The organism is Marinomonas sp. G8-14, from assembly GCF_055808935.1.
Genome location: NZ_CM147891.1, coordinates 2,087,303 through 2,111,276, shown reverse-complemented (window position 1 = coordinate 2,111,276; position 23,974 = coordinate 2,087,303). Strand labels below are relative to the sequence as shown.

Here is a 23,974-nt window from a genome sequence, read left to right as displayed (position 1 = left end):
ACAAGGAAATGTCGTATGCAGTTAGTTGTGGGAACCTTATCTACTTGGTCACTTCGTGCTTTTATATGTGCTCGATTGGCCAACATTCAACCAGATCTTATATTGATAGATTTAGATAAACCTGGTTATAAAGCTGAAGTACTTAAATATTCACCAACAGGCTTGGTGCCTGCGTTGCTGGTTGATGATTTTGTTGTGTGCGATTCTTTGGCGATTGTGGAGTATTTTAATGAATGCTCAGATGGGGCATTGTATCCAAGGGAGCAATCAGAAAGAGCGCAAGCTAGAAGTCTTTGCCTGGAAATGCACTCTGGTTTTGTTAGTTTACGTTCTCACTGCCCGTTTACGCTCGAAGAAATCGAACCTTTGGCTGATTTTAATGGGGTAATACGAGAAGATATTGAGCGCATAAAGGTTATTTTTACGCAGGCTAAGGGTCCCTTTATGTTTGATAAAGCTGGAGCCGTTGATGCTTTTTTTGCGATTTTAGCTTTTCGATTAGATATTTATGGTATTTGTCTTGATGGTAAAGCTGGTGATTATCAACGTAGCTTATTGGATTGGCCTTTATTAAAAAATACAGTGGCTTCAGCTCGTCACTGGTCTAGTTGATCTCATATTAAAGCGTCTGTTTTATGCCTTTTATTGGTTAAAAAAGCCACTTTTCCTCGCTATAAGCATTCTATGTCAAGAACGTGGATCCTTATTCATCGAATGGGGAAAGAGACTTTCTTTAGCTGTTTCTGACGTATCTTTGAATTTTTCAATGCTAGCCTAATGCTTCCCAAATCATCTAAGGATAAGGAGAAGCATTATGTCTCGTTTAATTAAAAAGTTCATCAATGTGCAGGTGTTTAAACGTCATCCCACTAGACATGAGAGCGTGGAAGTAAACAGTGATTTTGATCTGGATGAATGGAAAGGCTGGGATGCTTGGGTCGATGTGAACAAATAGTGTTTCTTACAGGATATACTGATGGGCGGTCAATCTGTAGCAAACAAATAAGTATCTTTATGAGTTCATCCTAAAAAGGCAAACTGTGTAGATGGCACGAGTTTGCCTTTTTTTATTTAAAGGTCTTATCTTGAACATTAATACACTTATTTTAAAGATTGATTATAAAAAAAGGAAAGAAGAGGTGTTTTAGTGAGTGCATTTGACCATGGCTAATTAACCACGTAGTGTAAATAAGGAAAGGTAAGTGAATGTTTTTTTGTCGAGTTTCTTAACTAGAGGCAAAACAAAGAACCTCCCTTTGATCTTTTTAGACTGTTTATTCAGTCAGAAAGAGCGGTCCGTTTTTCGTCGCTATATTGGCGTTGGAAAGAAAATTTTAATTCTAAAGGAGAATGAAAAATGGCTACAACTACCAAAAGCACGACCCAAGCAAAAGCTCATGAAAAAGTAGATAACGCGGCCGAAGCAGCCCATAAAGGGGTTGATAGTGCGGCTGAGATGAAAGCGCAAAGCCAAGAGCGCATTGAAGAAGTGGCTCATCAAATCAGTGAACAAGCTCACAAAATTGCAGATACAGCTAAAAATCAATCGGAAAAAATTTCTTCTGCCGTGGGGGAGTATGCCAAAGAGCATCCTGTTAAGACCATAGGTATTGCCTTTTTAGCGGGTGCTCTAGCCGCTAGTTTGTTATGCAAACGTAAATAAGTATTAGGAAAGCACACATGGAAGCACCTCACTCTGAACCACAGCAAGCTTCATCGGATCTTGATGCGGTGGCTGAAGCCCATACAAGCTGGCTAAAGAGTGTGTTAGGGCTAGGAGCGTTAGAAGCGAAATTATGGGTGGCGTCGAGCGCCCAGCTCCTTGCCTTAATGTGTGGTGTGATTTTTTTGTTGTTAACGACTTGGCTGCTCATTATTGCAAGCAGTGCCGCATTGGCTTGGAGCTATGGTTTTTCTCTTGTCGGTATTTTGTTAACGGCTACCTTGGTGACGTTTTTAAGCTCCCTAGTATTGTTATATTTGGTAAAACGCACACTCAAAAATATGGATTTTACTCGTACTTTGGATGCTATTATCCCGACGGATGAGGACTGATTATGTTTGGTATTAACCGTATGTATAAACAGCGAGATCGGCTGTATTTGCGTACTCAGATCTTGGAAAAACGCGCTAAAGTATCCCGTGATAAGGCCATCGATAATTTGCTTGGCAAAGCCACCAGCCCGGCTGGATTGTTGGCTAGTTTTGTTTTGGGGGCTACAACTCAATTGGACATTACTCGAAACGCCAGAAAAAATCTGCTTAACGGTGCCAGTAAAGAAGTATTAAGCTTTGTGATCGCGCAGCTCACAGCCTATTTAACGCTTGATACCAATAAAGCCGCCACGGAACCGCATAAGTCTGAAGCATCATCAACGACTGTTGAGGATTTTCGAACCATGTCAGAGACAGGAACAGCGTCTTCTTCTGATCAAGGTAAATAAGAAACAGTGGTGTCAAACGTTCAAAAAAACATCACTTAATCCTCGACTTTAGCTGACGAAATCTCTATATTCGCCCATCTTTGTGTTTGTCTTTTGACCCTAATTTAGTGGTCTATATAAACGTTTTTCTTTTCTCTTTGTTTAGGGCTTTTTCCTTTGATCTCCACGGCTAATATCACCATGCAATTTGGCGCAACGCCATTGTTTGAAAACATCTCGGCAAAATTCGGTAACGGTAATCGTTATGGCCTAATTGGCGCGAACGGCTGCGGTAAGTCTACATTTATGAAAATCCTCAGCGGAGCGCTAATACCGACTTCTGGTAACGTCTCTATTACCCCTGGTGAAAAAGTGGGTACCTTAAGTCAGGATCAGTTCGCTTTTGAAGAATACACGGTTGTTGACGCCGTTATTATGGGCGATGTTGCACTTTGGAAAGTCAAACAAGAGCGTGACGCGATTTATGCCAAGCCGGAAATGAGTGAAGAAGACGGCATGCGTGCGGGGGAGTTGGAAGCTGAATTTGCTGAAATGGATGGTTACAGTGCGGAAAGTCGTGCAGGTGATATTCTGTTGGAAGCAGGCATTGCGGAAGAGTTTCATTTTGGTTTAATGAGCCAAGTAGCACCAGGTTGGAAATTACGTGTCTTATTAGCGCAGGCTTTGTTCGCCAACCCCGATATTTTGCTCTTGGACGAACCAACCAACAACTTGGACATTCATACTATTAACTGGTTGGCAGGTGTATTGAATCAACGTAAATGCACCATGATTATTATTTCCCACGATCGTCACTTTTTGAACTCTGTGTGTACGCACATGGCAGACATCGATTTTGGTGAGTTGCGCATTTATCCGGGTAACTACGAATATTTCATGGAAGCGTCGTCTTTGATTCGCGAACAGTTACTAACCGAAAACGCGAAGAAAAGTGCTGAAATGGATGATTTGCAGGCTTTCGTAAACCGTTTTTCTGCGAACGCCTCGAAAGCTAAACAGGCCAGCTCTCGTGCCAAAAAGTTGGAAAAAATTGAATTAGCGGAAGTCAAACAATCCAGTCGTATGACGCCTTCTTTGAGCTTCAAACAAGACAAGAAACTCCACCGTCATGCATTGATTTTAGAAAACCTTGGTCATGGTTATGATGAGTTGCTGTTTACCGGCGGCAATATGATTTTAGAAGCTGGCTCAAGACTGGCAATTATTGGTGAAAACGGCGCGGGTAAAACCACTTTTTTACGTTGTTTGATGAATGAATTACAAGCCAAGCAAGGTGAAATTAAATGGGCCGAAAACGCGGTGATTGGGTATTGTCCACAAGACAGTACTGAGGATTTTGACTGTGACTTAACCTTGTTTGATTGGATGTCAAAATGGCGTACCGCCAAGCATGATGATCTAAAAGTGCGTGCTATGTTGGGACGTTTGTTGTTTACCGCTGATGACTTCAATAAAAAAGTCCGTGTCTGCTCTGGTGGCGAAAAAAACCGTCTGTTGTTTGGTAAGTTGATGATGATGGACTTAAATGTCTTGGTCATGGACGAACCTACGAACCACATGGATATGGAAGCTATCGAAGCGTTAAATAACGCTTTGTTAGAGTTTGATGGTACTTTGATTTTTGTTAGCCATGACAGGGCTTTTGTGTCCTCCTTGGCAAACAGAGTGATCGAAATCAAAGGGAAAAAAGTGATTGATTTCCAAGGCACCTATGATGAGTATCTTGCTCACCAAGAGTAAATGTCTTCACTGTTATTTTTAATAGAAGCCGCTTATCGAGTCATCAGTAAGCGGCTTTTTATTTATACTGCTTGAAAGTTTGTTGAGCGAAGTTTATTTATTCATTAAGAATGTTTTGTAACATGTTAGATAGGATGCTGTCGGTGAATAGTTTAGCGATAAAAAAGTACCTGTTATCAAAACCTGAATCGATTGAAGATTATCCCTTTGATGATCATACCCCTGTATTTAAAGTTCAAGGCAAAATGTTTGCTTTATTAAGTAAGTATCAGGGACGGCTATTGCTCAATCTAAAATGTGATCCTGATCATGCCATTGAGTTGCGCGATGTCTTCAGTGATGTTATTCCCGCTTATCATATGAATAAACGCCATTGGAATTCGCTTATCTTAAATGGCGATTTACCAATAGGGGAAGTTCAACGCCAGATTGATCATTCCTATGCTTTGGTGGTGAAAGGCTTGAAAAAATCAATTCGAGAAGGCTTGGAAGTGCGCCATGGTACATTGGCTTTATACCGCTGCTCTCAGCATTAAAATGGCATGGCTAACATGTTTAAGCGAGCTTTATCATTATAATGTCGTTTAATTGTCATCGTAATGTCATGTTTTGTTTATAGATTTAAGACAACTTCTCTTGCAGGGGAGAAGGCTTTTTTGTGTCAATCTACTAGACAGTATAGGGCAGTATTATGATTATTGAGCAGAAACAGAACTTAAGCTTTGATGAATTAGATGAGCTAGTGCGTCCAGCGCCAGAAGTGGTTGAGTTTGAAGAAGTGGCACATAGAATGGTGTCTCGTCGCGGCTTTTTGAGTGGTGGCGCAGCGGTTGGAGCGAGTGCATTTGTGATGGGCTTCAACAACATTGGCTGCAGGTAAAGCGTTTGCTGCAGCAGAAGCCTCTGAATCTCGCTTAGCGTTCAGTATGGTCAAAGCCAATACGCTTGATACTATTACTGTGCCAGAAGGTTATAAATGGGAGGTTGTAGCATCTTGGGGAGATCCGCTGTTCAGCAATGCGCCCGCCTTTGATCCAATGACTGGTGGCACTGGTGCGTCTCAAGAATTGGCTTTTGGCGACCACAATGATGGCATGGCTTTCTTTGCAAAAGATGGCAAACAAATTATGGCCATCAACAATGAATATACCAATGAAAAAACACTTCATGCGAACCGCGCAGATGGTATGCCAATCAATGCCGATGACGTGCGTAAAAATAAAGCCGCGCATGGTGTATCAATCGTTGAAGTTGATCAACGTGGTGGAAAATGGGGCATTGTTCAAGATTCTCCTTATAACCGCCGTATCACCGCTGACACTGAAATGGATATTACGGGTCCAGCCCGCGGCCATAAGTGGCTGCAAACTTCTGAAGATCCAAAAGGTGTGGTAGCAAAAGGTACTTGGAACAACTGTGGTAATGGACAAACGCCATGGGGTACATACCTTACTTGTGAGGAAAACTTTAACGGTTACTTCTCTGCCAGCAAAGATTTCAACATGCCAGAAGCTTTTAAACGCTACGGTGTGAGTACAGAAGGCCGTTATAACTGGGCTTTGTCAGATGATCGTTTTAACTTAGACAAAGAGCCAAACGAGCCAAACCGCTTTGGTTATATTGTTGAGATTGATCCTTTAGATCCGACTTCTCGTCCTAAAAAACGTACCGCACTAGGCCGTTTCAAGCATGAGAATGCTGAGTTAACCATTGCGGCAAATGGTCACGTAGTCGTCTACCTTGGTGATGATGAGCGTGGTGAGTTCTTGTATCGTTTCGTTTCTAAACACAAATATTTAGCTGGCGGTAATAACCGTGATCTATTGGAAGAAGGTACACTGTATGTTGCCAAATTCCATGACAATAATCGCGGTGAGTGGTTGGCTCTTACGCCAAAAACAACGGGCATGACCGACGCTGAAATTGCTATTCATACGCGTATGGCGGCCTCTAAAGTCGGTGCAACGACGATGGATCGTCCTGAGTGGGTTGCCGCTCATCCGCATAAGGCAGAAGTGTACTGTTCTTTAACGAACAATAAAAACCGCGGCGTGAAACCCAATGCGGGTGGCGATGAGACGCCTGCTACTGGACCTAACCCACGCGTTAAAAATGATTTTGGTCAAATCGTGCGTTGGATGCCTATGAATGAAGACCACACCAGTGTGGAATTTAAGTGGGACTTGTTTGTCTTAGCGGGTAACCCAGCGGTATATACTGACGCGAATGCGGGTTCTAAAAACATTAATCAAGACAACATGTTTAACTCGCCAGATGGCTTGAAATTTGACTCGAAAGGTTTGTTGTGGATTCAAACAGACGGTAATTACTCAAATGAGAAAGGCTTTCAAGGTCAAGGCAATAATCAAATGTTAGTTGGTGATCCTGAGACGGGCGAGATTCGCCGTTTCCTAGTAGGGCCAAAAGAGTGTGAAATCACTGGTATTGCCTGGAATGCGAGTAAAACCACCATGTTTATTAGTGTTCAGCATCCTGGTGAAGATGGTAATTCGAATTGGCCAAATGGCGGGCAATCGGTTCCTCGTTCAAGTGTGGTTGCTATCTCCCGTGAAGATGGCGCTGTCATCGGCTAACCTTTTTTAGTGGCCTACTTGGCCACATTATCCTAGGTTTATAAACCAGCATGTGAACGCATGCTGGTTTTTTATTTGCTCGAAAGAAATCATGATATATATCAGAAAGTGCATAAATTTTTCTTATACTTTGCTTTTTCGTTAGGAATAATCTAGCAATCTTGGTAATGTGCATACTAAGTGCAAGTGTCTTTGTGTGAATATTGTTATGCGATGGTCGTGACGCATAGAAAGCTAAGTGAGTGATAATGGGTGTTGTTCTTTCTAGATCATTATTTATAAAACAAGCAATTTTAACGTTAGCCTTAGCCATCGTTCTGAGCTTGCTAAGCAGCGGTATTCAGTTTCTTGAGGGAATTCGACACCAGAAGACGCAGATTGATCAGAATTTTGATGAGCTGCTTGCTGTGGTTGAAAAGCCATTAGCAGAAGCTGTGTTTCGATTGGATGTTGATTTTGCTCAGCAGCAAATAAATAGCTTGCTGTTGACCCCTTCTATTGCCCATGTAGAAGTCAGAGACGAGCTTGGAGAATTATTTGTAGGCGCGACAGCAGCAGAGCGTCATTTTTCAATATCTCACAGCATAGCGGATTATTTTTTATCTGATTTACAGGCGTACTCGCGAAAGTTACGTCTAGAAAAACCGATTTTTCAAGCTGGACATTTAGTAGTATTGCCTGAAAAACGCTACTTGCTTGCTAAAATATTTCAAGAACACCTGTCGACACTTATTTACAATTTGTTTAAAGACGTACTATTAGCTTCTTTCATTTCATTGTTTTTCTATTTTTTGGTGACACATCCTTTAATGCGCTTAACTGAGTCATTAACGGCGCTTGAACATAACCAGAAGTTACCTTTGTCTAAGGCATTTTATCGTCATCATAGATCCGATGAGCTGGGCCATCTGCATGCCACCTTTGCGCGTTTGTGGAGCAAATTAAGTATGGCTCTGAGTGATTTAGAACGCAGCAATAGTCATACCAAGGCTATGATTGAACACGCTGCGGATGGTATTTTGCTGTTGGATGAGAACAATAACATTACCCTAGTGAACACTGCTGCAGAGTATATGCTCAAACGTAAAAGTGCGGATTTACATTCTCAGTCGCTAGAGTCATTGCATACGTCTGCTTCTTGGGCACCATTTGTTGAGATTTTGATGTCCTTGAAAGTGAACACGCCTATTACAATTGAAACGTTTTACCAGATACAACATGTTGAACTGCCTGTCGAAATACGTCTGGCAAAGTATAAGATACAAAATCAGGTCGAAACTTTACTGCTTATTCGTGATGTTTCCGAACGCAAAGAAACTGAAGCACATATTCACCATCTCGCTTATTATGATCCGATTACGAATTTGCCCAACCGTCAATATTTAGCCGATAAACTTCATGAAGTGCTACAACGTCAACAATCGAGTGTGAACTATTCGGCTGTGGTGTTCATGGATTTAGATCGTTTCAAAACGATTAATGACTCTTTGGGGCATAATGTTGGTGATCAATTGCTGTGTTGTGTTGCTGCTCAACTTTCATTCTTGAAAGAAGACAATATTGTTTTTGCTCGGATGGGGGGAGATGAGTTTGCTTTTTTACTGAATAAGATTGGCGATGATAAAGAGCAAGTAGAAAAAGCCATAAATGGCTTTGCTGATAGTGTGATGTACGCGTGTCAGCAGGTTAAAAAAGCGGGTCATCATGAGGTGCATATTACGGCCAGTCTGGGCGCCACTATTTTTGATGGCAACGAAGGCTCGGCTGAGGTGATTTTAAAGCAAGCGGATACGGCTTTATATCGGGCAAAAGAATCTGGGCGTAACACATTTGCTTTGTACAAACCTGAAATGCAGGCGATTTCAGATGCGCGGCTTGACATGGAAAAAGCCCTACATCATGCGACAGAATTTAAGTTGTTTGATTTATATTATCAGCCTCAAACCAATGATAAGAATGAGTTGATTGGTGCCGAAGCGTTGATACGTTGGAAAGATGAGAAAAAAGGCTTTATTTCCCCTGCTGAGTTTATTCCGGTGGCCGAAGAGATAGGCCTCATTGTCGAAATAGGCCATTGGGTGCTTAATGAGGCATTATCCCAAGTCGCGACTTGGTTGAAAGAGGGAAAATGGCAGCTGTCTTGGCGAATGTCGATTAATGTCAGTCCAATTCAATTCCAACAGGCAGGCTTTTTGCCAATGCTAAAAGCTCAGCTAGAAAAGCACGATGTACCAGCCAGCTGTGTGGATCTTGAAATTACTGAGAACATGTTGTTGAACGATTTGTCTTCTTGTTTGGAGAAAATGAATGCGATCAAAGCGCTCGGTGTTCATCTTTCGATTGATGATTTTGGAACGGGTTACTCGTCTCTTAAATATTTAAAATCTTTACCCATTGATCGATTAAAAATAGATCAATCCTTTGTACGTGATTTGCTGACGGATAAAAGCGATGAAGCCATTGTTCACGCTGTGATTGCCATGGCGAAAGCGCTGAATATTAGCGTGCTTGCTGAAGGAGTGGAAACCTTGCCACACTATGACAGGTTACGTGAGATTCATTGCTTTTTTTATCAAGGGTACTATTTTGGTCATCCTTTGCCACCAAGTGAATTCATTGCTGCGTTTGTTCATGATTTACCCAAACCTCCACTCTCATGACAATGGCAAAAGAGACGCATTTTTTGCCTTAATGCTAAATATATGAAGCGGCAGTAACGCTTCGTGTTTACTTTTGCTGTGTGTGCTGTATTTTCTAACCTCATATCTTGTTGTTAGGAGTACCTATGTCAGCTTTATTTCATTACGCCTTTCACGTCACTTCTTTGGAAGAAACGCGTTCTTTTTACACGCAAGTTTTAGGTTGTACAGAAGGCCGTAGCACAGACACTTGGGTAGATTTTGATTTTTATGGTCATCAGTTATCGCTGCATCTGGGTGAACCCAGCCCAACAACGAATACTGGGAAAGTAGGAGATCATCTTGTTCCTATGCCGCATTTTGGTTTGATTCTGCCATTAGATGAGTGGCAAAAACTCGCCAAACGTCTCACAGAAAGCAATGTCGCATTTGATCTGGCACCCAGCGTTCGTTTTGAAGGTTTGCCAGGTGAGCAGTGGACCATGTTTTTTAAAGATCCAAGTGGCAACGCGATTGAGTTGAAAGGATTTAAAGACTTGGCTCAGGTATACGACAAATGATCCCGTTTGTCAGTCGTATTGACTCAGCCGAGCAGGCCGTGTGGATTAATCAACTTTCAGCGGCTATGCCTGATGAGGTGATTCTGCCATTTTCAGCCTTAACATTAGAACAAAAGCAGCAGTGTGACGTTGCGATTGTTGCCAATCCTAACCCTGATGATTTGCTGGCTCTTCCTTCTTTAAAATGGGTTCACAGTGTTTGGGCGGGGGTTGAGCGCATGATCAATGAGCAGGTCTCTCCAACATTTTCTATTGTGCGCTTGGTCGATCCTACGCTGTCAAAAACAATGTCGGAAGCGGTATTGGCTTGGACATTGTTCCTTCATCGAGATATGCCAGCCTACGCAAAGCAGCAAAGCGAAGGTCTTTGGTGCCCGCGTCCTATGGTGGAGGCAAAAAATCGTCGTTTGGGGGTTCTTGGTCTGGGAGAATTAGGGCGAATGAGTGCACTGCGTCTGGTTCAGAATGGCTTTACTGTGCGAGGCTGGAGTCGCCAGCCGAAGCAAATTGAAGGAATCGAATGTTTTTCTGGTGAGGCGGGGCTAATCCATTTGTTGCAGCAAACGGATATACTGATCTGCTTGTTGCCTCTGACAACACTGACCAAAGGTTTATTGAATCAAAAACGCTTATCCAGTTTACCTGTAGGGGCGAGCATTATTAACTTTGCTCGTGGTGCCATTGTTGATGATAAGGCTTTGCTCACTCTGCTTGATCAAGGGCATTTATCCCATGCGGTTTTAGATGTTTTTATGCAAGAACCATTGCCTTTAGAGCACTCTTACTGGGGACATAAATCCGTCACTGTACTGCCACACATATCAGCACCGACTCATCCTGTTAGTGCCAGTCAGATAGTGGCTTCCAATATACAGCACTATCGTTTAACCGATTGCATTCCATCCGCGGTAGATCCAATGCGTGGATATTAGTTAGCAGGGTGGTTAAAATAAATCTAAATAGGAGCCTTTATGCCACATTGTATTCTTGAGTACAGTCAAAATTTAGAACAAGAAGTGCCGCCTGTCGACCTGCTCGAGGCTGTAAAAGCCGCCTGTATTGCATCGACGCTTTTTACAGCAGAAAACATAAAATTACGCAGTGTTCCGTATAAGAGTTTTTTGACGGCTGGACAAGAAGATGCCTTCATTCACGTCATATTAAGAATGTTATCAGGTCGGACGTTGGAACAACGCAAACAACTTTCCCATTTGGTTCTTGAAGCGTTAACACAATTTTCATTAAAAGATGTTAGCTTTTCCGTTGAAGTGTGTGAAATGGAACGCGATACCTACGCAAAAAAGGTTGTTCTGTCCCAATAACTATGGCGAGTCTGATCGCTAAAAAAGGTTTTAAAGATAATGAAAGCCATTGTGTGTTCAATGATGCTTCTACCAAGTTTACTTTGGGACTCAAGCAGATGCTCAGGAGATGGATAATAGGTCCATTATTCCATCGGACGGCAGTGTTGTAGAAGGGGCGAGTGAGGGGGATGTGCCTTATTCCCCAGAAGAGCCTGCGGTACCTGAATCTATTTCTCAACGCGCGCGAGAAGCAAATGGTCTTTTTCAGCAGCGTGAAAACAGAGAAACAGCAACCTTGAATAATCCGTTTGTTTTAACGCCACATCGGCCAAATTATTTTTTGCCCTTTGCCTATACTTCGAATCCCAATGATCGTTCTTTTTTAGGAGATGAGACGGACGAGAGTTTGGAGAGTGTGGAATTTAAGTTTCAACTCAGTGTGAAGTTTCCTGTCGTTTATGACGTGGTAGGACGCGATACCAGTTTATGGTTTGCATATACACAACAAGCCTATTGGCAAGCTTACAATAGCCATATTTCAGCGCCTTTTCGGGACACCAATCATGAGCCTGAAGCTTTTATTGTTACCAAGCCCAAGCATGGCTTTTTAGGCATCAAGCCTAGCTATATTTCATACGGTTTCAATCATCAGTCGAACGGTCAATCGGGTGATCTCTCTCGTTCGTGGAATCGTTTTTATGTGGACTTTTTATTTGAAACAGGCGATACGGCATTTTCGATTAAGCCTTGGTATCGAATTCCGGAAAGTGCTGACATTGACGACAATCCCAACATAGAAAACTATTATGGCTACGGTGAACTCAATATTATCCATGTGATTGACGATTATAGTATTGATGTTATGTTGAGGAATAACCTTAAATCCTCTGATAACAGAGGCGCGTTACAAGTGGGTTTCACGTTTCCTTTGTGGGGCAAATCCAGAGGTTATATCCAATACTTTAATGGTTATGGACAATCGCTCTTGGATTATAACCATCAGACGCAATCGATCGGTGTTGGCATTATGTTGACCAATTGGTTGTGATGTATGACCTAATGATGATTGTTTTTTAATAATCAATAGACATAAAAGACCTCGCTTTGTCGGGGTATTTTTTTGTCTATTGGTTGTAAATAGGCGCTGTCATGAAGTTGTCATCTTAATGCCACAGAACGGACATTTTACTGGTCTATGTTGAAAGTAAGAGAAACCAGTGAGGGTGATTAGCATGAACATACTTCAAAATATCCACGCATTTGATGTCCAGACGTTTTCCTGGTGTATGGCGCGTAAACACAGAGCGAAGCTGACGACCATCGGGAGAGCTATTTCGTTTTCGGCTGACGGTCCGTTATACGCTCTCGGGGCATTGTTGCTCTGGTGGGCAGGATACGATGTTTTAGTGGCCGTGTTAGCCTTAGGTTTTGTCGTTGAGCGTTTGGTGTATTTTGTACTAAAGCGAGGCTTTAAGCGCAATCGGCCAGCGGATGCTCTGGATAATTTCAGCAGCTTTATTATTCCCTCAGATCAATTTTCCTTTCCATCTGGTCATACCTCTGGTGCATTTTTTATCGCTTTCTGTTTGAGTGAGTGGTTTCCTAGTTTAAATATGATGTTGTACTTTTGGGCGGCAAATGTGGGGTTATCACGTATTTTTCTGGGTGTGCATTTTCCTACAGATACGGTGATTGGCGCTTTGTTAGGCAGCGCTTGTGCTGCGCTAGCAATAGGAGTGTTAGTATGAAAATTCTGTACGGCGTGCAAGGTACAGGGAATGGTCATATCACTCGGGCAAGAGCCATGGCAGCGGAAATGCATGCTGCTGGAATCGAGGTGGATTTTGTGTTTTCAGGACGCGCGCCAGAAGATTATTTTGATATGGCCGTATTTGGCAATTACCGGACATTTCAGGGGCTTAGCTTTGTGGCACGTAATGGGCAACTAGATCTGTATGCTACCTGTCGGAATGCCAATTTTTTAACGCTGTTTCGAGACATTCGTTCTTTGGATACTCGTGGTTATGATTTAGTGATCACGGATTTTGAACCCATTGTGGCTTGGGCGGCTAAGCGTCAGGGTGTTCCTTGTGTGGGGTTTGGTCATCAATATGCCTTCAAATACGATATTCCTCGTTATAAAAAGAACGCTATTGCACAATGGATTATGTCGAATTTTGCGCCTGCCGTCACGCAGTTAGGCGCCCATTGGCATCATTTTGGTCATCCTATTTTACCACCGCTCATTCACGCACAAGCCATGGCGAATAGAGCGCATTCTGATCAAGTTTTAGTGTATCTACCCTTTGAAAACAGTGAAGCGGTTTTAGACTGGCTTGAAGGCGTACCCAATTATCAGTTTCGCTTACACTGCAAAGATATAGAGCCTGGTGTTTATGGAAACGTTGAGGTCTTTCCTTTTGGTCGAGACTTATTTCAAAAAAATTTAAGTGAATGCGAATCTGTGTTGTGTAATGCGGGGTTTGAATTGAATTCAGAGGCGTTACAGCTAGGACGACGCATTTTAGCGAAACCGTTAAAAGGACAGATAGAGCAGCATTCAAATGCGATTGCGTTGGATTTGTTAGGCATTGCTAAGACCAGCAATGTATTAAGCTCTGAGATTATTAAAGAGTGGCTAGAGACAAGTCGAGTGGTGCAAATCTCTTACCCCAATGTCGCCAAAGCAGTCGTTGCTTGGTTGCAGTCTAGCAATGATATTAGTGTTTCTGACTTGTGTGAGTCATTATGGCGGCAAACACCCAATGTACGTGGTATTGATTTTAAGTATGATAAAGACACGCAACCTATTGATGTTAAAAGCGTTACAGCCTGTCACTAATGACAGGCTGTAATTTCATCCCATTTTATTCAGTGTTTAACTGTCTTTTGTTTGCCGTCAAGCTGGCTCATTCTTTAAGCGCGAAGGTTTTGTTCAAAGAAACTGATGGTACGTTGCCACGCCAATTCTGCGTTTTTCTCATCATAGCGAGCCGTTGAATCATTATGAAAGCCATGGTTTGTTTTAGGGTAAACGTAGGCAGTGTAATTTACATTGTTGGCTTTTAACGCTTTCTCATAGTCAGGCCAGGTGTCATTCACTCGCTGATCTAATTCTGCGAAGTGAATTTGCAAAGCGGCTTTAATTTTATCTATATTGCCCTTGGCAGGCGTTCCGTAATAAGGCGCACCTGCCTGAATGGTATCCGGCATGGCCGCCGCCAATGTGTTAGTTAAATAACCACCGTAACAGAATCCGACCATACCCACTTTACCTGTGCCAAATTCGTGCTTCTTCAGTAGAGTGGCTGCGTCCATGAAATCGCCTTCAATCTTGCTACCATCTAAGGTTTTTTGCATTTCGCGGCCCGCGTCATCGTTGCCAGGATAGCCACCGAGAGGAAACAGAGCGTCAGGAGCAAAAGCAATGAAGCCAGCCTTCGCTAAGCGTCTTGCCACATCTTCGATATAAGGATTAAGACCACGATTTTCATGGGCTACTAATACAGTAGGGGCTTTATTATCGGCATTGACATTTTTGGGCATCACTAAATAGCCGCGACCTTTGCCGTGTCCATTAGGCGTATCAAATTCGACATAACTGGCGCGGATCTCAGGATCATTAAAGGACACTTGTTCCGCTAGCGCATAGTTTGGTGTCAACGCACCAGCGACAACAGAAAGGGTTAGCCCAGTCACACTGAGCGTCCCTAAGCGAGATAAGAAGGTGCGGCGGTCTATGTCGCCATGGGCGTATTCGTCGTACCAGTCAAAGGCTTCTTGCGGAATGCTGTTGCTTGATATTGGCCTAGGTGTGTTTTTTTCTGATGATAACGTCATTGCTATGTCTTCCTTACAGGTTGATGAAACTAAGCAGAACATTGTTATAGATTATTGCTGGACTAGATTACAAAAGTAGACACGGTATAGCTGTACTAATGTCTTCTTTAGAAGTGAACAAACAAAAATGGTTCAATAGACATACGTATAAAAAAAGAATCGGATGATGAAGATTGATCTTTTTTTAAAAGTATGCGTAATTAGAGTTTAGTACTCAGTAAATAGTATTTACCAATCTTCTTAATGAAGATAACTCAGTAGGAACGGATACTTATGATGCGTAAAATGCCTATTATTATTACAGGCGGCGGGCAACGTCTAGGTTTAGCCTGTGCGAAGGCGTTACTTGCGCAGGGATATGACGTCATTATTACCTATCGAAAAGTACGAGAAAGTATTGTGGCGTTAGAAGAACAGGGGGTGACTTGTATTCAAGCCGATTTTTCAACCGCATCTGGCGTTGATGAATTTGTGGCGAACATACTCAGTCGCTACTCAGCATTAGGTGGCATTATTCACAATGCGTCTGAATGGGCACCGGAGGAAGGGTGTGCAGACACTGCCTTATTAATGGAAAAAATGTGGCAAGTGCATGTATTTGCACCTTATCGTATAAATCTGGCCTTTGAAGCATTATTATGTGCAGGTTCTGAGCAAGATGGGCAAGCAGACATCATTCATATGACGGATTATGTGGTAGAGAAAGGCAGTGATAAACATATTGCCTATGCAGCGAGTAAAGCGGGTTTGGCTAATTTAACTTGCTCTTTTGCTAAACGCTTTGCGCCTAAAGTAAAAGTGAATGCGATTGCACCATCATTGTTGATGTTTAATGAAAGCGATGATGACGAATACCGTAATAAAGCATTGAATAAGTCACTGCTTCGCAAAGCGCCAGGAGAACAAGAAGGCGTCATGGCTGTGCAGTATATATTAGGCAGTCGCTATATGACAGGTCGAACCTTGTCACTTGATGGGGGACGTCATTTGGTCTAATTAACCAAATAGCACCTCTTTTTTGAACGCCTCCATGTCATGTGACAGGGTTAAGCAACTTAGGACAAATATATGAAAGCTAATACAGCTGAACAAACCAATTTACATCGTCCCGTCTTGTCTGATGCGGCGATAAAAGTACGTGATGCTCTTATCAATAGCGGTTTAGAAACCCCGATGATTGATAATGGTTTAACCAATGAAGAAAAATACCAGCGTATTAAACACTCGTTTGAAGATATTGTGACAACGCTCGGCTTAGATCTGAGTGATGATAGTTTGGCAGAAACACCACACCGAATTGCTAAAATGTATGTAAAAGAGATTTTTTCAGGTCTGGATTATGCATTGTTTCCCAAGATCACCGTCATTGAAAACAAGATGCAAGTGGATGAAATGGTCAAGGTGAGTGATATTAGTTTTACCAGCACCTGTGAACATCATTTTGTTACTATCGATGGGTTGGCGAAAGTCGCTTATTTGCCGAAAACGAAGATTATCGGTTTGTCGAAGATCAACCGTATCGTGCGCTTTTTGCACAGCGTCCACAAGTTCAAGAACGTCTGACTCAGCAAATTTTGGTAACGTTACAAACTTTACTAGAGACCGACAATGTTGCTGTCAGTATCAGTGCTGTACATTATTGTGTAAAAGCGCGTGGTGTTATGGATGCTAGCTCTTCGACACAAACCACCGCTTTGGGTGGATTGTTCAAACGCAGTGATAAAACCCGTGGGGAGTTCCTTGCCAGATAGGTTGGCAAGATACGCTGCTAAGGCAACCGGATTCACTGAAAAGCATCATAAGTACTCAAACGAAAAGAGTCTGTTTAATACAGGCTCTTTTTTTATGTCATAAATTCAGGCAAAGTGACGCAGCACAGATAGGATAAACCTTTACATTTGAGGCTTTAAGGCATGACAGATAAGAAAACAGTGTGGTTTCCAGCGAAAGATAATGGCTGGGGGTGGGGAAAACCTAACACTTGGCAAGGTTGGCTGGTATTGGTGTTGTATATTGTTAGCGTGGCCATCGTCAGTTTCGCCGTTGATCCTAAAGAAGCGCTTCTTAAATGGGCTGTGCTGGTTGCCAGTATGACTTTCGTTCTATTGTTGGTGTATCTCTGGAAAGGGGAAGCCCCAAATTGGAAGTGGAAACCGATCGAGAAAGATAAGCGCCGATGGTACAAGTAGCAGATCTTTATCTTAAGTCAATTTAAGTGAATTTAAAGATTTTATTGAAAACACGAATCGGTTCAAATAAGCAAAAACAAATTTAAGGATAAGTTAGTGCGCACATCAGGCGTGTTATTGTTTATTGCTTACTTAGGATTTATCAGTTTAGGATTGCCGGATGCGGCCCATGGGATTAACTGGCCCTTTGTGCGAACGGCTTTTGCTGTCCCAATGGGGTGGTTAGGCTTGGTGATTGCCGCTGGAGGTATCGGTTATCTGATATCGAGTTTTTCGGTTGGTTATCTAATGAACCGCTTTGGTGTCGGTTGGTTGCTGGTGGTGAGCAGCTTGCTGGTGAGCAGTGGTTTATGCGGGTTTTATTTCAGCCCTGCTTTTTGGGTTTTTGCTTTGTTTTCTGTGGTGATTGGCATGGGGTCCGGTGCCATTGACGCAGGATTAAATGCCTATGCCGCAGAGCATTTCTCTACAAAACATATGAACTGGTTACACGCCGCATTTGGCGTAGGGGCGACCGCAGGCCCGGTTATTGTTACCAGTGTTTTAGTGAGTTTTTCGCAAAATTGGCGTCTCGGTTATGCTGTGATCGCTATCATCTTATTTACCATGACGCTGGTGTTTTTGTTTAGTCGCCACCTGTGGGAAAGTGACAAGCATGCGCCTAAAAAAGCCGAGGTTTCTTCAGAAGCTCTTGTACCTGTGACGCAACTCCAGGCTTTAAAACACCCAGTGATTCGCTTCCAGATTGTCTTTTTCTTTCTGTACTCAGGGGTAGAGGTCGGAGTGGGGCAATGGGCATTCACTGTGATGACAGAGTCTCGTGGTATTTCCCTTGCCAGCGCGGGTACTTGGGTGGCGGTATATTGGGGGGCTTTGGCATTTGGCCGCGCTATTTTTGGTTTCTTGGTTGAGCGTTTTTCGGTTGATCAGTTATTACGTCTTTGTTTGGCTGGTATGGCGTTCGGTGCGCTCTTCTTTACCTTCAGTATGACACCTTACGCTAGCTATTTGGGATTAGCGCTTATGGGATTTTGTGCCGCCCCCATCTTTCCTTGTATGATTTCGCAAACAGCTGCACGGGTTGGTAAACATTACTCAGTACACGCCATCGGTTTTCAGATGAGTGCCGCTGTCTTGGGGGCAATGACGCTACCATTTTTGAGTGGGCTAATAGGTGGACAGTTTGGGCTGACGTCATTGAGTATCAGCTTTTTAGCTTACGCTCTGGCTTTATTTGGTCTTTTTCATAGTATTTTGAAGCGTTCGCTTTCATCGTCAGTGTAGCAAGGTTACTCATTTGCTTTGTCTAAGGTGTGGCGCTTTAGCAAATCTGGAAACAGATACATCCACAGACCAACCACGGCAATCGTTCCGGCTCCACCAATAACAATGGCTGGAACCACGCCAAACCAAGCCGCTGTCACACCAGATTCGAATTCTCCTAATTGGTTTGAACTGCCAATAAACACAGAGTTGGCTGCGCTGACGCGCCCACGCATATCATCAGGTGTTTCTAATTGTACTAACGTGGAACGAATGACCACGCTGATCATGTCTGAAGCGCCTAAAAGGACCAGTGCTAGCATAGAGAGAATAAGGTTTTCAGATAAGCCAAAGATGATGGTCGCGACACCAAAGATTGCGACGGCAGCGAACATGATTTTTCCCACACTATGAGTCAAAGGGTGGCGTGCTAAATAGACGGACATTAATAACGCACCTAAAGCCGGAGCGCAGCGTAGTAAACCTAAGCCCCAAGGTCCTGTATGAAGAATGTCTTTTGCGACGATTGGCAACAATGCCGTGGCGCCACCCAGTAGCACAGCAAACATATCCAATGAGACTGATCCCAAGATGACTTTATTGCCACGTATAAAGGTTAATCCACCAAACAGATGTTCGATACTAATAGGGGATTTGCTTTTTACCGTAAAGTTATAACGTAAGAAAAACATGATAATGCAGGAGATGAGAAAACAACTCATGCTGGATAAATACAGTGTAGTCGGTCCTAAAAGATAAATGAGCTCCACCCAGTGCTGGACCCGCTATAACGGATATCTCGCGTGCTGAAGCCATGGCGCTAACAGCACGTGAAAGCAGAACATTTGGGATCAGGTTGGGTAAGATCGCTTGATTTGCAGGCATTTCGAAGGCCCTTGCGGTGCCAAGAAGCGCAGCACAGGCGTAAATCATATTGGCCGAAATCGTGGCTGTAATATTGCCATACGCTAGGATGGCCACCGTCATTGCCATCGTTAAGCGTGTGCAAACACAGATAAGCCTTCGATTATAGCGATCTGCAACGTGCCCTACGACTAAGGTCAATAATAATTGCGGGAGAAATTGACACAGTCCTACTAAGCCTAGTGCCATCGGACTGTTGGTTAAGTCGTACATTTGCCAGCCAATACCGACACTCAACATTTGGAAGGCGAAAGAAGAGGCTATTTGGCCGATCCAGAAATGAAGAAAATTCGGGTGTTGAAAGAGTGACGGCATGGTGTTTGGTCGATTTTGAGTAAAAATAAAATTTAAGCATTTTTATTTCTTTCTTGATAGTCATTATTTTTATCTAAATCGTCGTTTAGCTCTAAGCGTAACCAGAAAAATAGAGAGAACTATGTTAGATTATTGGCCTATTTGTCAGGATGATAACTAGCCTCCTAATACCGATTCCCCCGACGGTTTTTTGTCAGCCTGTTTACTGCATAAGCATAAGGCTATTTGATGATAAGGATTCACATTGACTTTTTCTGATACATATTCTTTGTTTCATGAGCGTTTGTCTCGCTGGCTATTGTTGTCTTGTTTAATGGCAGTGGGAATTGGGCAATCGTTTATTTTTACCTCTTTACCCCCTATCGGTCGTGAGATTGGTCTGGCGGATGTGCGAATTAGCACACTGATTACCGCTGGGGCGGCAACCTTTGTGGTGGCGGCATTTCTATGGGGAGGAATCATTAATCGAATTGGCCGCGTACGTTCGGTGATTATTGGCATGAGTAGCTATGCCATGACTATTGGGCTGACAGGCTTTGTACTGCAAGAAGCCTTGGTTAAGCATTTATCAGCAGAGCAAACCTATTATTTAGTATTTACTTTGCGCATTGTTTTTTCGCTTGGGATTGCTGGTGTTTTACCTTCTATTCAGACCTATTTAATCGCACACACCGACGTTAAGCATCGTAGTTCTACTATTGCGATGATCGGCGCTTCTTTTAGTATTGGTATGATTTTAGGTCCAGCTTTCGCGTCTTTATTGAGTAGTTTAGGATTGACTGCGCCTTTCTATATCATTGCTTTCTTGGCGGGTAGCATCGCTTTACTGGTGGTATTTTTTGTAAAAGATACTAAGCATGTGCGTCAATTTGTGAAACCACCTAAGATCAATTGGCTTACTCAGCCTGTGATGCCATTTTTATGTATGTCTTCGTTGTCGATTCTATCGATGACGGGGGTGCAACAAATTATGAGCTTTCTGATCCAAGATAGGTTTCAGCTAGATGTGGCGCAGACGACCCATCAGTTAGGCTTTGCCATGATGACCATGTCTTGTTTTAGTATTTTGGTGCAAATGATCTTGGTGCCTAGGTTTCAGTTGGGCGTGGTGACTTTAATCTTCAGCGGTGTTGGGGTAGGAGTGCTCGCTCAGTTTGCGTTTATTTTCTTAGATTCCTACGCAGGGGTGTTGTTGGCAATGGGGTTATTTGGGGCTGGATTTGGCTTTTTATTCCCTGGGATAGTGACGGCACAAACCTTATTGGTCAAAGACAGTCAGCAAAGCCGCTTAGCCAGTATCAATGCTTCTATGCAAGGGGTTGGTGCTGCAGTAGGGCCGGTGATTTTGGCGTCACTTTATCAACTTGGTCAATTGGTTCCATTCTTTGCTTTGATGTGCAGTTTGATTTTTATGCAGGGGGTGTTCATCTACTGCCACTCTAAATTAAGGCACGTGTTTTAGATCGTGATGAGTCGGCCTTTTTATGAATGGAGTTTGCTTTGAGCGATCTGACGAGGCGACACGCCAAAGTGTTGGTGAAAGCGTCGGCTAAAATGGCTCAAACTTAAATATCCCAGCTCGTAACTCACTTCGGTGACTGAGCATTTTTCTTGTAAACGTTGGTAGGCACGACTCATTCGACGTTGATGTTGATATTCCACCGGCGTACAGCCTAGCTGGCGTTTGAAGCTTTCAAAGAAACGGCTGCGGCTCATGCAAGCCATTTTAGCCAGCTGGCAGATGTCTAGTGGTTGCGCGAGATTGTGTTCTATCCATTGAATAACGCAAGTGAGGCCATTTGCATCGGGCGAATGTTGTGTAAAACGTAATAGGGCGTCTCGACCATGATGTCTTAGAATGCGCGTGACCAGTTCACTGACTCCAAAGTCAACCAGCAAGTCTCGATCTGGATCATTACGCAGAAAATCACTGGTGAGCCGATCTATGACTTGCTGTGTTGCCTGCGTATGCAAGGTGTGAAGGTGTTGATTTGGGTCCAGTACGACGCCTGAAGGCAAAGACTCGATCATAATATCATTCATGCGATCACAAATTTGCGCGACCCTTTCTTGCGAAATGGCAATGGTTAGACACGTCGTTGGATTGTGAAACTGAGCTTCAGGGAAGTCGATAAATACTTCTTCTTTGGGAGCCAATATAAAAGATTCATGTGGAAGAAAAGGGATGTTGTCATGATGTTTAGTGTGCATGACTTTGGCACCCGTTACCATACCGCAATACAGCAGTGAATCGGCTTTCAAACTGACTTTTTGGGCTTGTTCATAGGTATCGTAAATACTGAGGCTCAGAATTTGGGCCTGCAAAGCACACGCGATTTTCGACCAACTGAATGGGCGCGCGCTTATGTTTTAATAACGCTTTTTCTGTCGAGATTGAGCGACTCATTAACACACCTCTTTTGTTTTAATATTTTTATTTCAATAGTGTGGCGTGGTGAATTTTCTTTTCTCATCATCGCTCTTGCTTTACTACGGGTCAATATAAAAGCAAAACAGAAATGGATCGCGAGACAAGTTTCATGGACTCACAGGCAAGTTTTCTTCTCGCTTTCTTTCTACTCTTAATATCAATGTTAAAACCTGACATAAAAACAACAAGAATGGAGAAGCTTTATGATCTACGCTCAACCTGGTACGAACGGTAGTCTTATTACATTTGAGGCTCAGTATGGTAATTTCATTGGTGGTAAATGGGTTGCTCCAGTAAAGGGGCAATACTTTGATAACATTAGCCCTGTAAATGGCGAAGTTTTTTGCCAAATTCCTCGCTCTACTGAAGAAGATATCAACCTTGCTCTAGATGCAGCGCATGCTGCCCGCGCGGCTTGGGGTAAAACATCTGTCACTAATCGTTCCAACATATTGCTAAAAATTGCTGATCGCATTGAGCAAAACTTAGAAGCTCTTGCCGTGGCCGAAACTTGGGACAATGGTAAAGCGGTTCGTGAAACCTTAAATGCTGATATTCCTCTGGCTGCTGATCATTTTCGTTACTTTGCGGGCTGTTTGCGAGCGCAAGAAGGCAGTACCGCTGAGCTAGATGAGCATACTGTAGCTTATCATTTTCATGAGCCATTAGGGGTAGTTGGTCAAATCATTCCTTGGAACTTCCCCATCTTGATGGCAGCATGGAAACTCGCGCCAGCACTTGCTGCGGGCAACTGTGTGGTACTCAAACCGGCAGAACAAACGCCAGCGTCGATTCTAGAATTGGTTAAAGTGATTCAAGATCTGTTACCTCCAGGTGTACTGAATATTGTTAACGGCTACGGCAAAGAAGCCGGTGAAGCGCTGGCAACCAGTAAGCGCATTGCTAAGATTGCTTTTACTGGATCAACGCCAGTTGGCTCGCATATTTTAAAATGCGCGGCTGAGAACATTATTCCTTCAACTGTCGAATTAGGTGGCAAATCGCCCAATATTTATTTTGCTGACGTCATGCAGCAAGAAGACGCTTTTATCAGCAAATGTGTGGAAGGTTTGGTATTGGCTTTCTTCAACCAAGGTGAAGTCTGTACTTGTCCATCTCGGGCCTTGATTCACGAATCCATCTATGACGATTTTATGGCCTTGGTGATCGAGCGAACGAAGACCATTAAACGTGGTAATCCTTTGGATACAGATGTGCAAGTGGGAGCTCAAGCATCAAAACAACAGTTCGACAAAATTATGAGCTACATTGATATTGGTAAGAAAGAGGGCGCAGAGTTATTAATTGGAGGGGGGATTGAATCGGTTGATGGTTTAGGTAAAGGGTTTTATGTGCAGCCGACCTTATTCAAAGGCTCTAACGAAATGCGTATCTTCCAAGAAGAAATTTTTGGACCAGTCGTGAGTGTGACGACCTTTAAAGACGAAGCCGAAGCACTGGCGATTGCCAATGACAGTGAGTTTGGTTTGGGCGCTGGGGTTTGGACAAGGGATACGAACCTTGCTTATCGTATGGGGCGTAATCTTGAAGCAGGTCGTGTTTGGATGAACTGTTATCACCAGTATCCTGCCCACTCCGCTTTTGGTGGTTATAAAAAATCCGGTGTTGGTCGTGAGACGCATAAAATTGCGTTAGAGCACTATCAGCAAACGAAAAACATGTTAGTCAGCTATGATATTAATCCGCTCGGGTTCTTTTGATCTAACCTAA

At 43.1% G+C, this 23,974-nt stretch carries 23 protein-coding genes and 2 pseudogenes; 22 read left to right on the top strand and 3 right to left on the bottom strand.

Features of this window, described 5'->3' with window-relative positions; all coding sequences use genetic code 11:
• Nucleotides 1–15 precede the first annotated feature (15 nt).
• The 16 genes from AC0L6V_RS10830 to AC0L6V_RS10755 all read left to right on the top strand — a co-directional run bounded on the left by AC0L6V_RS10830 (nucleotide 16) and on the right by AC0L6V_RS10755 (nucleotide 14,123).
• Nucleotides 16–612 (top strand): glutathione S-transferase N-terminal domain-containing protein, encoded by a 597-nt coding sequence (locus AC0L6V_RS10830; RefSeq protein WP_265218720.1) that lies wholly within the window; start codon nucleotides 16–18, stop codon nucleotides 610–612.
• Between the two features lie 202 nt (nucleotides 613–814).
• On the top strand, nucleotides 815–955 hold the full coding sequence (locus AC0L6V_RS10825) for a hypothetical protein (RefSeq protein ID WP_265218721.1): 141 nt from the start codon (nucleotides 815–817) through the stop codon (nucleotides 953–955).
• A gap of 402 nt (nucleotides 956–1,357) precedes the next feature.
• Nucleotides 1,358–1,663, top strand: coding sequence for a hypothetical protein (locus AC0L6V_RS10820; protein ID WP_409419789.1), 306 nt, complete (start codon nucleotides 1,358–1,360; stop codon nucleotides 1,661–1,663).
• Nucleotides 1,664–1,680: 17 nt separating this feature from the next.
• Complete coding sequence (locus tag AC0L6V_RS10815) at nucleotides 1,681–2,055, top strand: hypothetical protein (RefSeq protein ID WP_265218723.1); 375 nt, start codon at nucleotides 1,681–1,683, stop codon at nucleotides 2,053–2,055.
• Between the two features lie 2 nt (nucleotides 2,056–2,057).
• Nucleotides 2,058–2,444, top strand: coding sequence for a hypothetical protein (locus tag AC0L6V_RS10810; RefSeq protein ID WP_265218725.1), 387 nt, complete (start codon nucleotides 2,058–2,060; stop codon nucleotides 2,442–2,444).
• 156 nt (nucleotides 2,445–2,600) lie between these two features.
• Nucleotides 2,601–4,184, top strand: coding sequence for an ABC-F family ATPase (locus AC0L6V_RS10805; RefSeq protein WP_265218726.1), 1,584 nt, complete (start codon nucleotides 2,601–2,603; stop codon nucleotides 4,182–4,184).
• A gap of 134 nt (nucleotides 4,185–4,318) precedes the next feature.
• Nucleotides 4,319–4,720 carry an MmcQ/YjbR family DNA-binding protein gene (locus tag AC0L6V_RS10800; RefSeq protein ID WP_265219400.1) on the top strand — a complete coding sequence of 134 codons (402 nt, stop codon included), beginning with the start codon at nucleotides 4,319–4,321 and terminating at the stop codon, nucleotides 4,718–4,720.
• A gap of 155 nt (nucleotides 4,721–4,875) precedes the next feature.
• Nucleotides 4,876–5,064 (top strand): twin-arginine translocation signal domain-containing protein, encoded by a 189-nt coding sequence (locus AC0L6V_RS10795; protein ID WP_418139014.1) that lies wholly within the window; start codon nucleotides 4,876–4,878, stop codon nucleotides 5,062–5,064.
• Nucleotides 5,051–6,778, top strand: a complete 1,728-nt coding sequence (locus AC0L6V_RS10790) for a PhoX family protein (protein WP_265218728.1) — start codon at nucleotides 5,051–5,053, stop codon at nucleotides 6,776–6,778. The genes AC0L6V_RS10795 and AC0L6V_RS10790 overlap by 14 nt, the downstream gene beginning before the upstream one ends.
• 248 nt (nucleotides 6,779–7,026) lie before the next feature.
• Nucleotides 7,027–9,438: a putative bifunctional diguanylate cyclase/phosphodiesterase gene (locus AC0L6V_RS10785; RefSeq protein WP_409419787.1), complete on the top strand. Its 2,412-nt coding sequence runs from the start codon at nucleotides 7,027–7,029 to the stop codon at nucleotides 9,436–9,438.
• 125 nt (nucleotides 9,439–9,563) lie between these two features.
• Nucleotides 9,564–9,977: a VOC family protein gene (locus tag AC0L6V_RS10780; protein WP_265218731.1), complete on the top strand. Its 414-nt coding sequence runs from the start codon at nucleotides 9,564–9,566 to the stop codon at nucleotides 9,975–9,977.
• Nucleotides 9,974–10,909, top strand: a complete 936-nt coding sequence (locus AC0L6V_RS10775; protein ID WP_265218732.1) for a 2-hydroxyacid dehydrogenase — start codon at nucleotides 9,974–9,976, stop codon at nucleotides 10,907–10,909. The genes AC0L6V_RS10780 and AC0L6V_RS10775 overlap by 4 nt, the downstream gene beginning before the upstream one ends.
• A 39-nt stretch (nucleotides 10,910–10,948) precedes the next feature.
• Nucleotides 10,949–11,299 (top strand): 5-carboxymethyl-2-hydroxymuconate Delta-isomerase, encoded by a 351-nt coding sequence (locus AC0L6V_RS10770; RefSeq protein ID WP_265218733.1) that lies wholly within the window; start codon nucleotides 10,949–10,951, stop codon nucleotides 11,297–11,299.
• Nucleotides 11,300–11,408: 109 nt separating this feature from the next.
• Complete coding sequence (locus AC0L6V_RS10765; protein WP_265218735.1) at nucleotides 11,409–12,329, top strand: phospholipase A; 921 nt, start codon at nucleotides 11,409–11,411, stop codon at nucleotides 12,327–12,329.
• A gap of 184 nt (nucleotides 12,330–12,513) precedes the next feature.
• On the top strand, nucleotides 12,514–13,029 hold the full coding sequence (locus AC0L6V_RS10760; protein ID WP_265218736.1) for a phosphatase PAP2 family protein: 516 nt from the start codon (nucleotides 12,514–12,516) through the stop codon (nucleotides 13,027–13,029).
• Nucleotides 13,026–14,123 carry an MJ1255/VC2487 family glycosyltransferase gene (locus AC0L6V_RS10755; protein WP_265218738.1) on the top strand — a complete coding sequence of 366 codons (1,098 nt, stop codon included), beginning with the start codon at nucleotides 13,026–13,028 and terminating at the stop codon, nucleotides 14,121–14,123. Before AC0L6V_RS10760 ends, AC0L6V_RS10755 begins: the two co-directional genes overlap by 4 nt.
• 74 nt (nucleotides 14,124–14,197) lie before the next feature.
• On the opposite strand, the gene AC0L6V_RS10750 is transcribed toward AC0L6V_RS10755, so the two are convergent.
• Entirely contained in the window at nucleotides 14,198–15,121 is a 924-nt protein-coding gene (locus AC0L6V_RS10750; RefSeq protein WP_265218739.1) for a dienelactone hydrolase family protein, read from the bottom strand.
• A gap of 273 nt (nucleotides 15,122–15,394) precedes the next feature.
• On the opposite strand from AC0L6V_RS10750, the gene folM reads away from it, so the two are divergent.
• From folM to AC0L6V_RS10730, 4 genes and pseudogenes are all read left to right on the top strand, one after another.
• Nucleotides 15,395–16,117, top strand: a complete 723-nt coding sequence (gene folM, locus AC0L6V_RS10745; protein WP_265218740.1) for a dihydromonapterin reductase — start codon at nucleotides 15,395–15,397, stop codon at nucleotides 16,115–16,117.
• A gap of 72 nt (nucleotides 16,118–16,189) precedes the next feature.
• Nucleotides 16,190–16,872, top strand: a pseudogene (gene folE / locus AC0L6V_RS10740) (GTP cyclohydrolase I FolE).
• Nucleotides 16,873–17,034: 162 nt separating this feature from the next.
• Nucleotides 17,035–17,310 carry a hypothetical protein gene (locus AC0L6V_RS10735; protein ID WP_111605288.1) on the top strand — a complete coding sequence of 92 codons (276 nt, stop codon included), beginning with the start codon at nucleotides 17,035–17,037 and terminating at the stop codon, nucleotides 17,308–17,310.
• A 96-nt stretch (nucleotides 17,311–17,406) separates the two neighbouring features.
• Nucleotides 17,407–18,594, top strand: a complete 1,188-nt coding sequence (locus tag AC0L6V_RS10730; protein ID WP_265218741.1) for an MFS transporter — start codon at nucleotides 17,407–17,409, stop codon at nucleotides 18,592–18,594.
• 5 nt (nucleotides 18,595–18,599) lie between these two features.
• Here the strand turns inward: AC0L6V_RS10730 and AC0L6V_RS10725 are convergent.
• Nucleotides 18,600–19,812, bottom strand: a pseudogene (locus tag AC0L6V_RS10725) (MFS transporter).
• A 244-nt stretch (nucleotides 19,813–20,056) separates the two neighbouring features.
• Between AC0L6V_RS10725 and AC0L6V_RS10720 the strand changes: the two are divergent.
• Nucleotides 20,057–21,274 (top strand): MFS transporter, encoded by a 1,218-nt coding sequence (locus tag AC0L6V_RS10720; RefSeq protein ID WP_265218743.1) that lies wholly within the window; start codon nucleotides 20,057–20,059, stop codon nucleotides 21,272–21,274.
• Nucleotides 21,275–21,294: 20 nt separating this feature from the next.
• Here the strand turns inward: AC0L6V_RS10720 and AC0L6V_RS10715 are convergent, their stop codons facing one another.
• Nucleotides 21,295–22,137 carry a helix-turn-helix domain-containing protein gene (locus AC0L6V_RS10715; protein ID WP_265218744.1) on the bottom strand — a complete coding sequence of 281 codons (843 nt, stop codon included), beginning with the start codon at nucleotides 22,135–22,137 and terminating at the stop codon, nucleotides 21,295–21,297.
• 309 nt (nucleotides 22,138–22,446) lie between these two features.
• On the opposite strand from AC0L6V_RS10715, the gene exaC reads away from it, so the two are divergent.
• On the top strand, nucleotides 22,447–23,964 hold the full coding sequence (exaC, locus tag AC0L6V_RS10710; RefSeq protein ID WP_409419784.1) for an acetaldehyde dehydrogenase ExaC: 1,518 nt from the start codon (nucleotides 22,447–22,449) through the stop codon (nucleotides 23,962–23,964).
• Nucleotides 23,965–23,974: the final 10 nt, after the last annotated feature.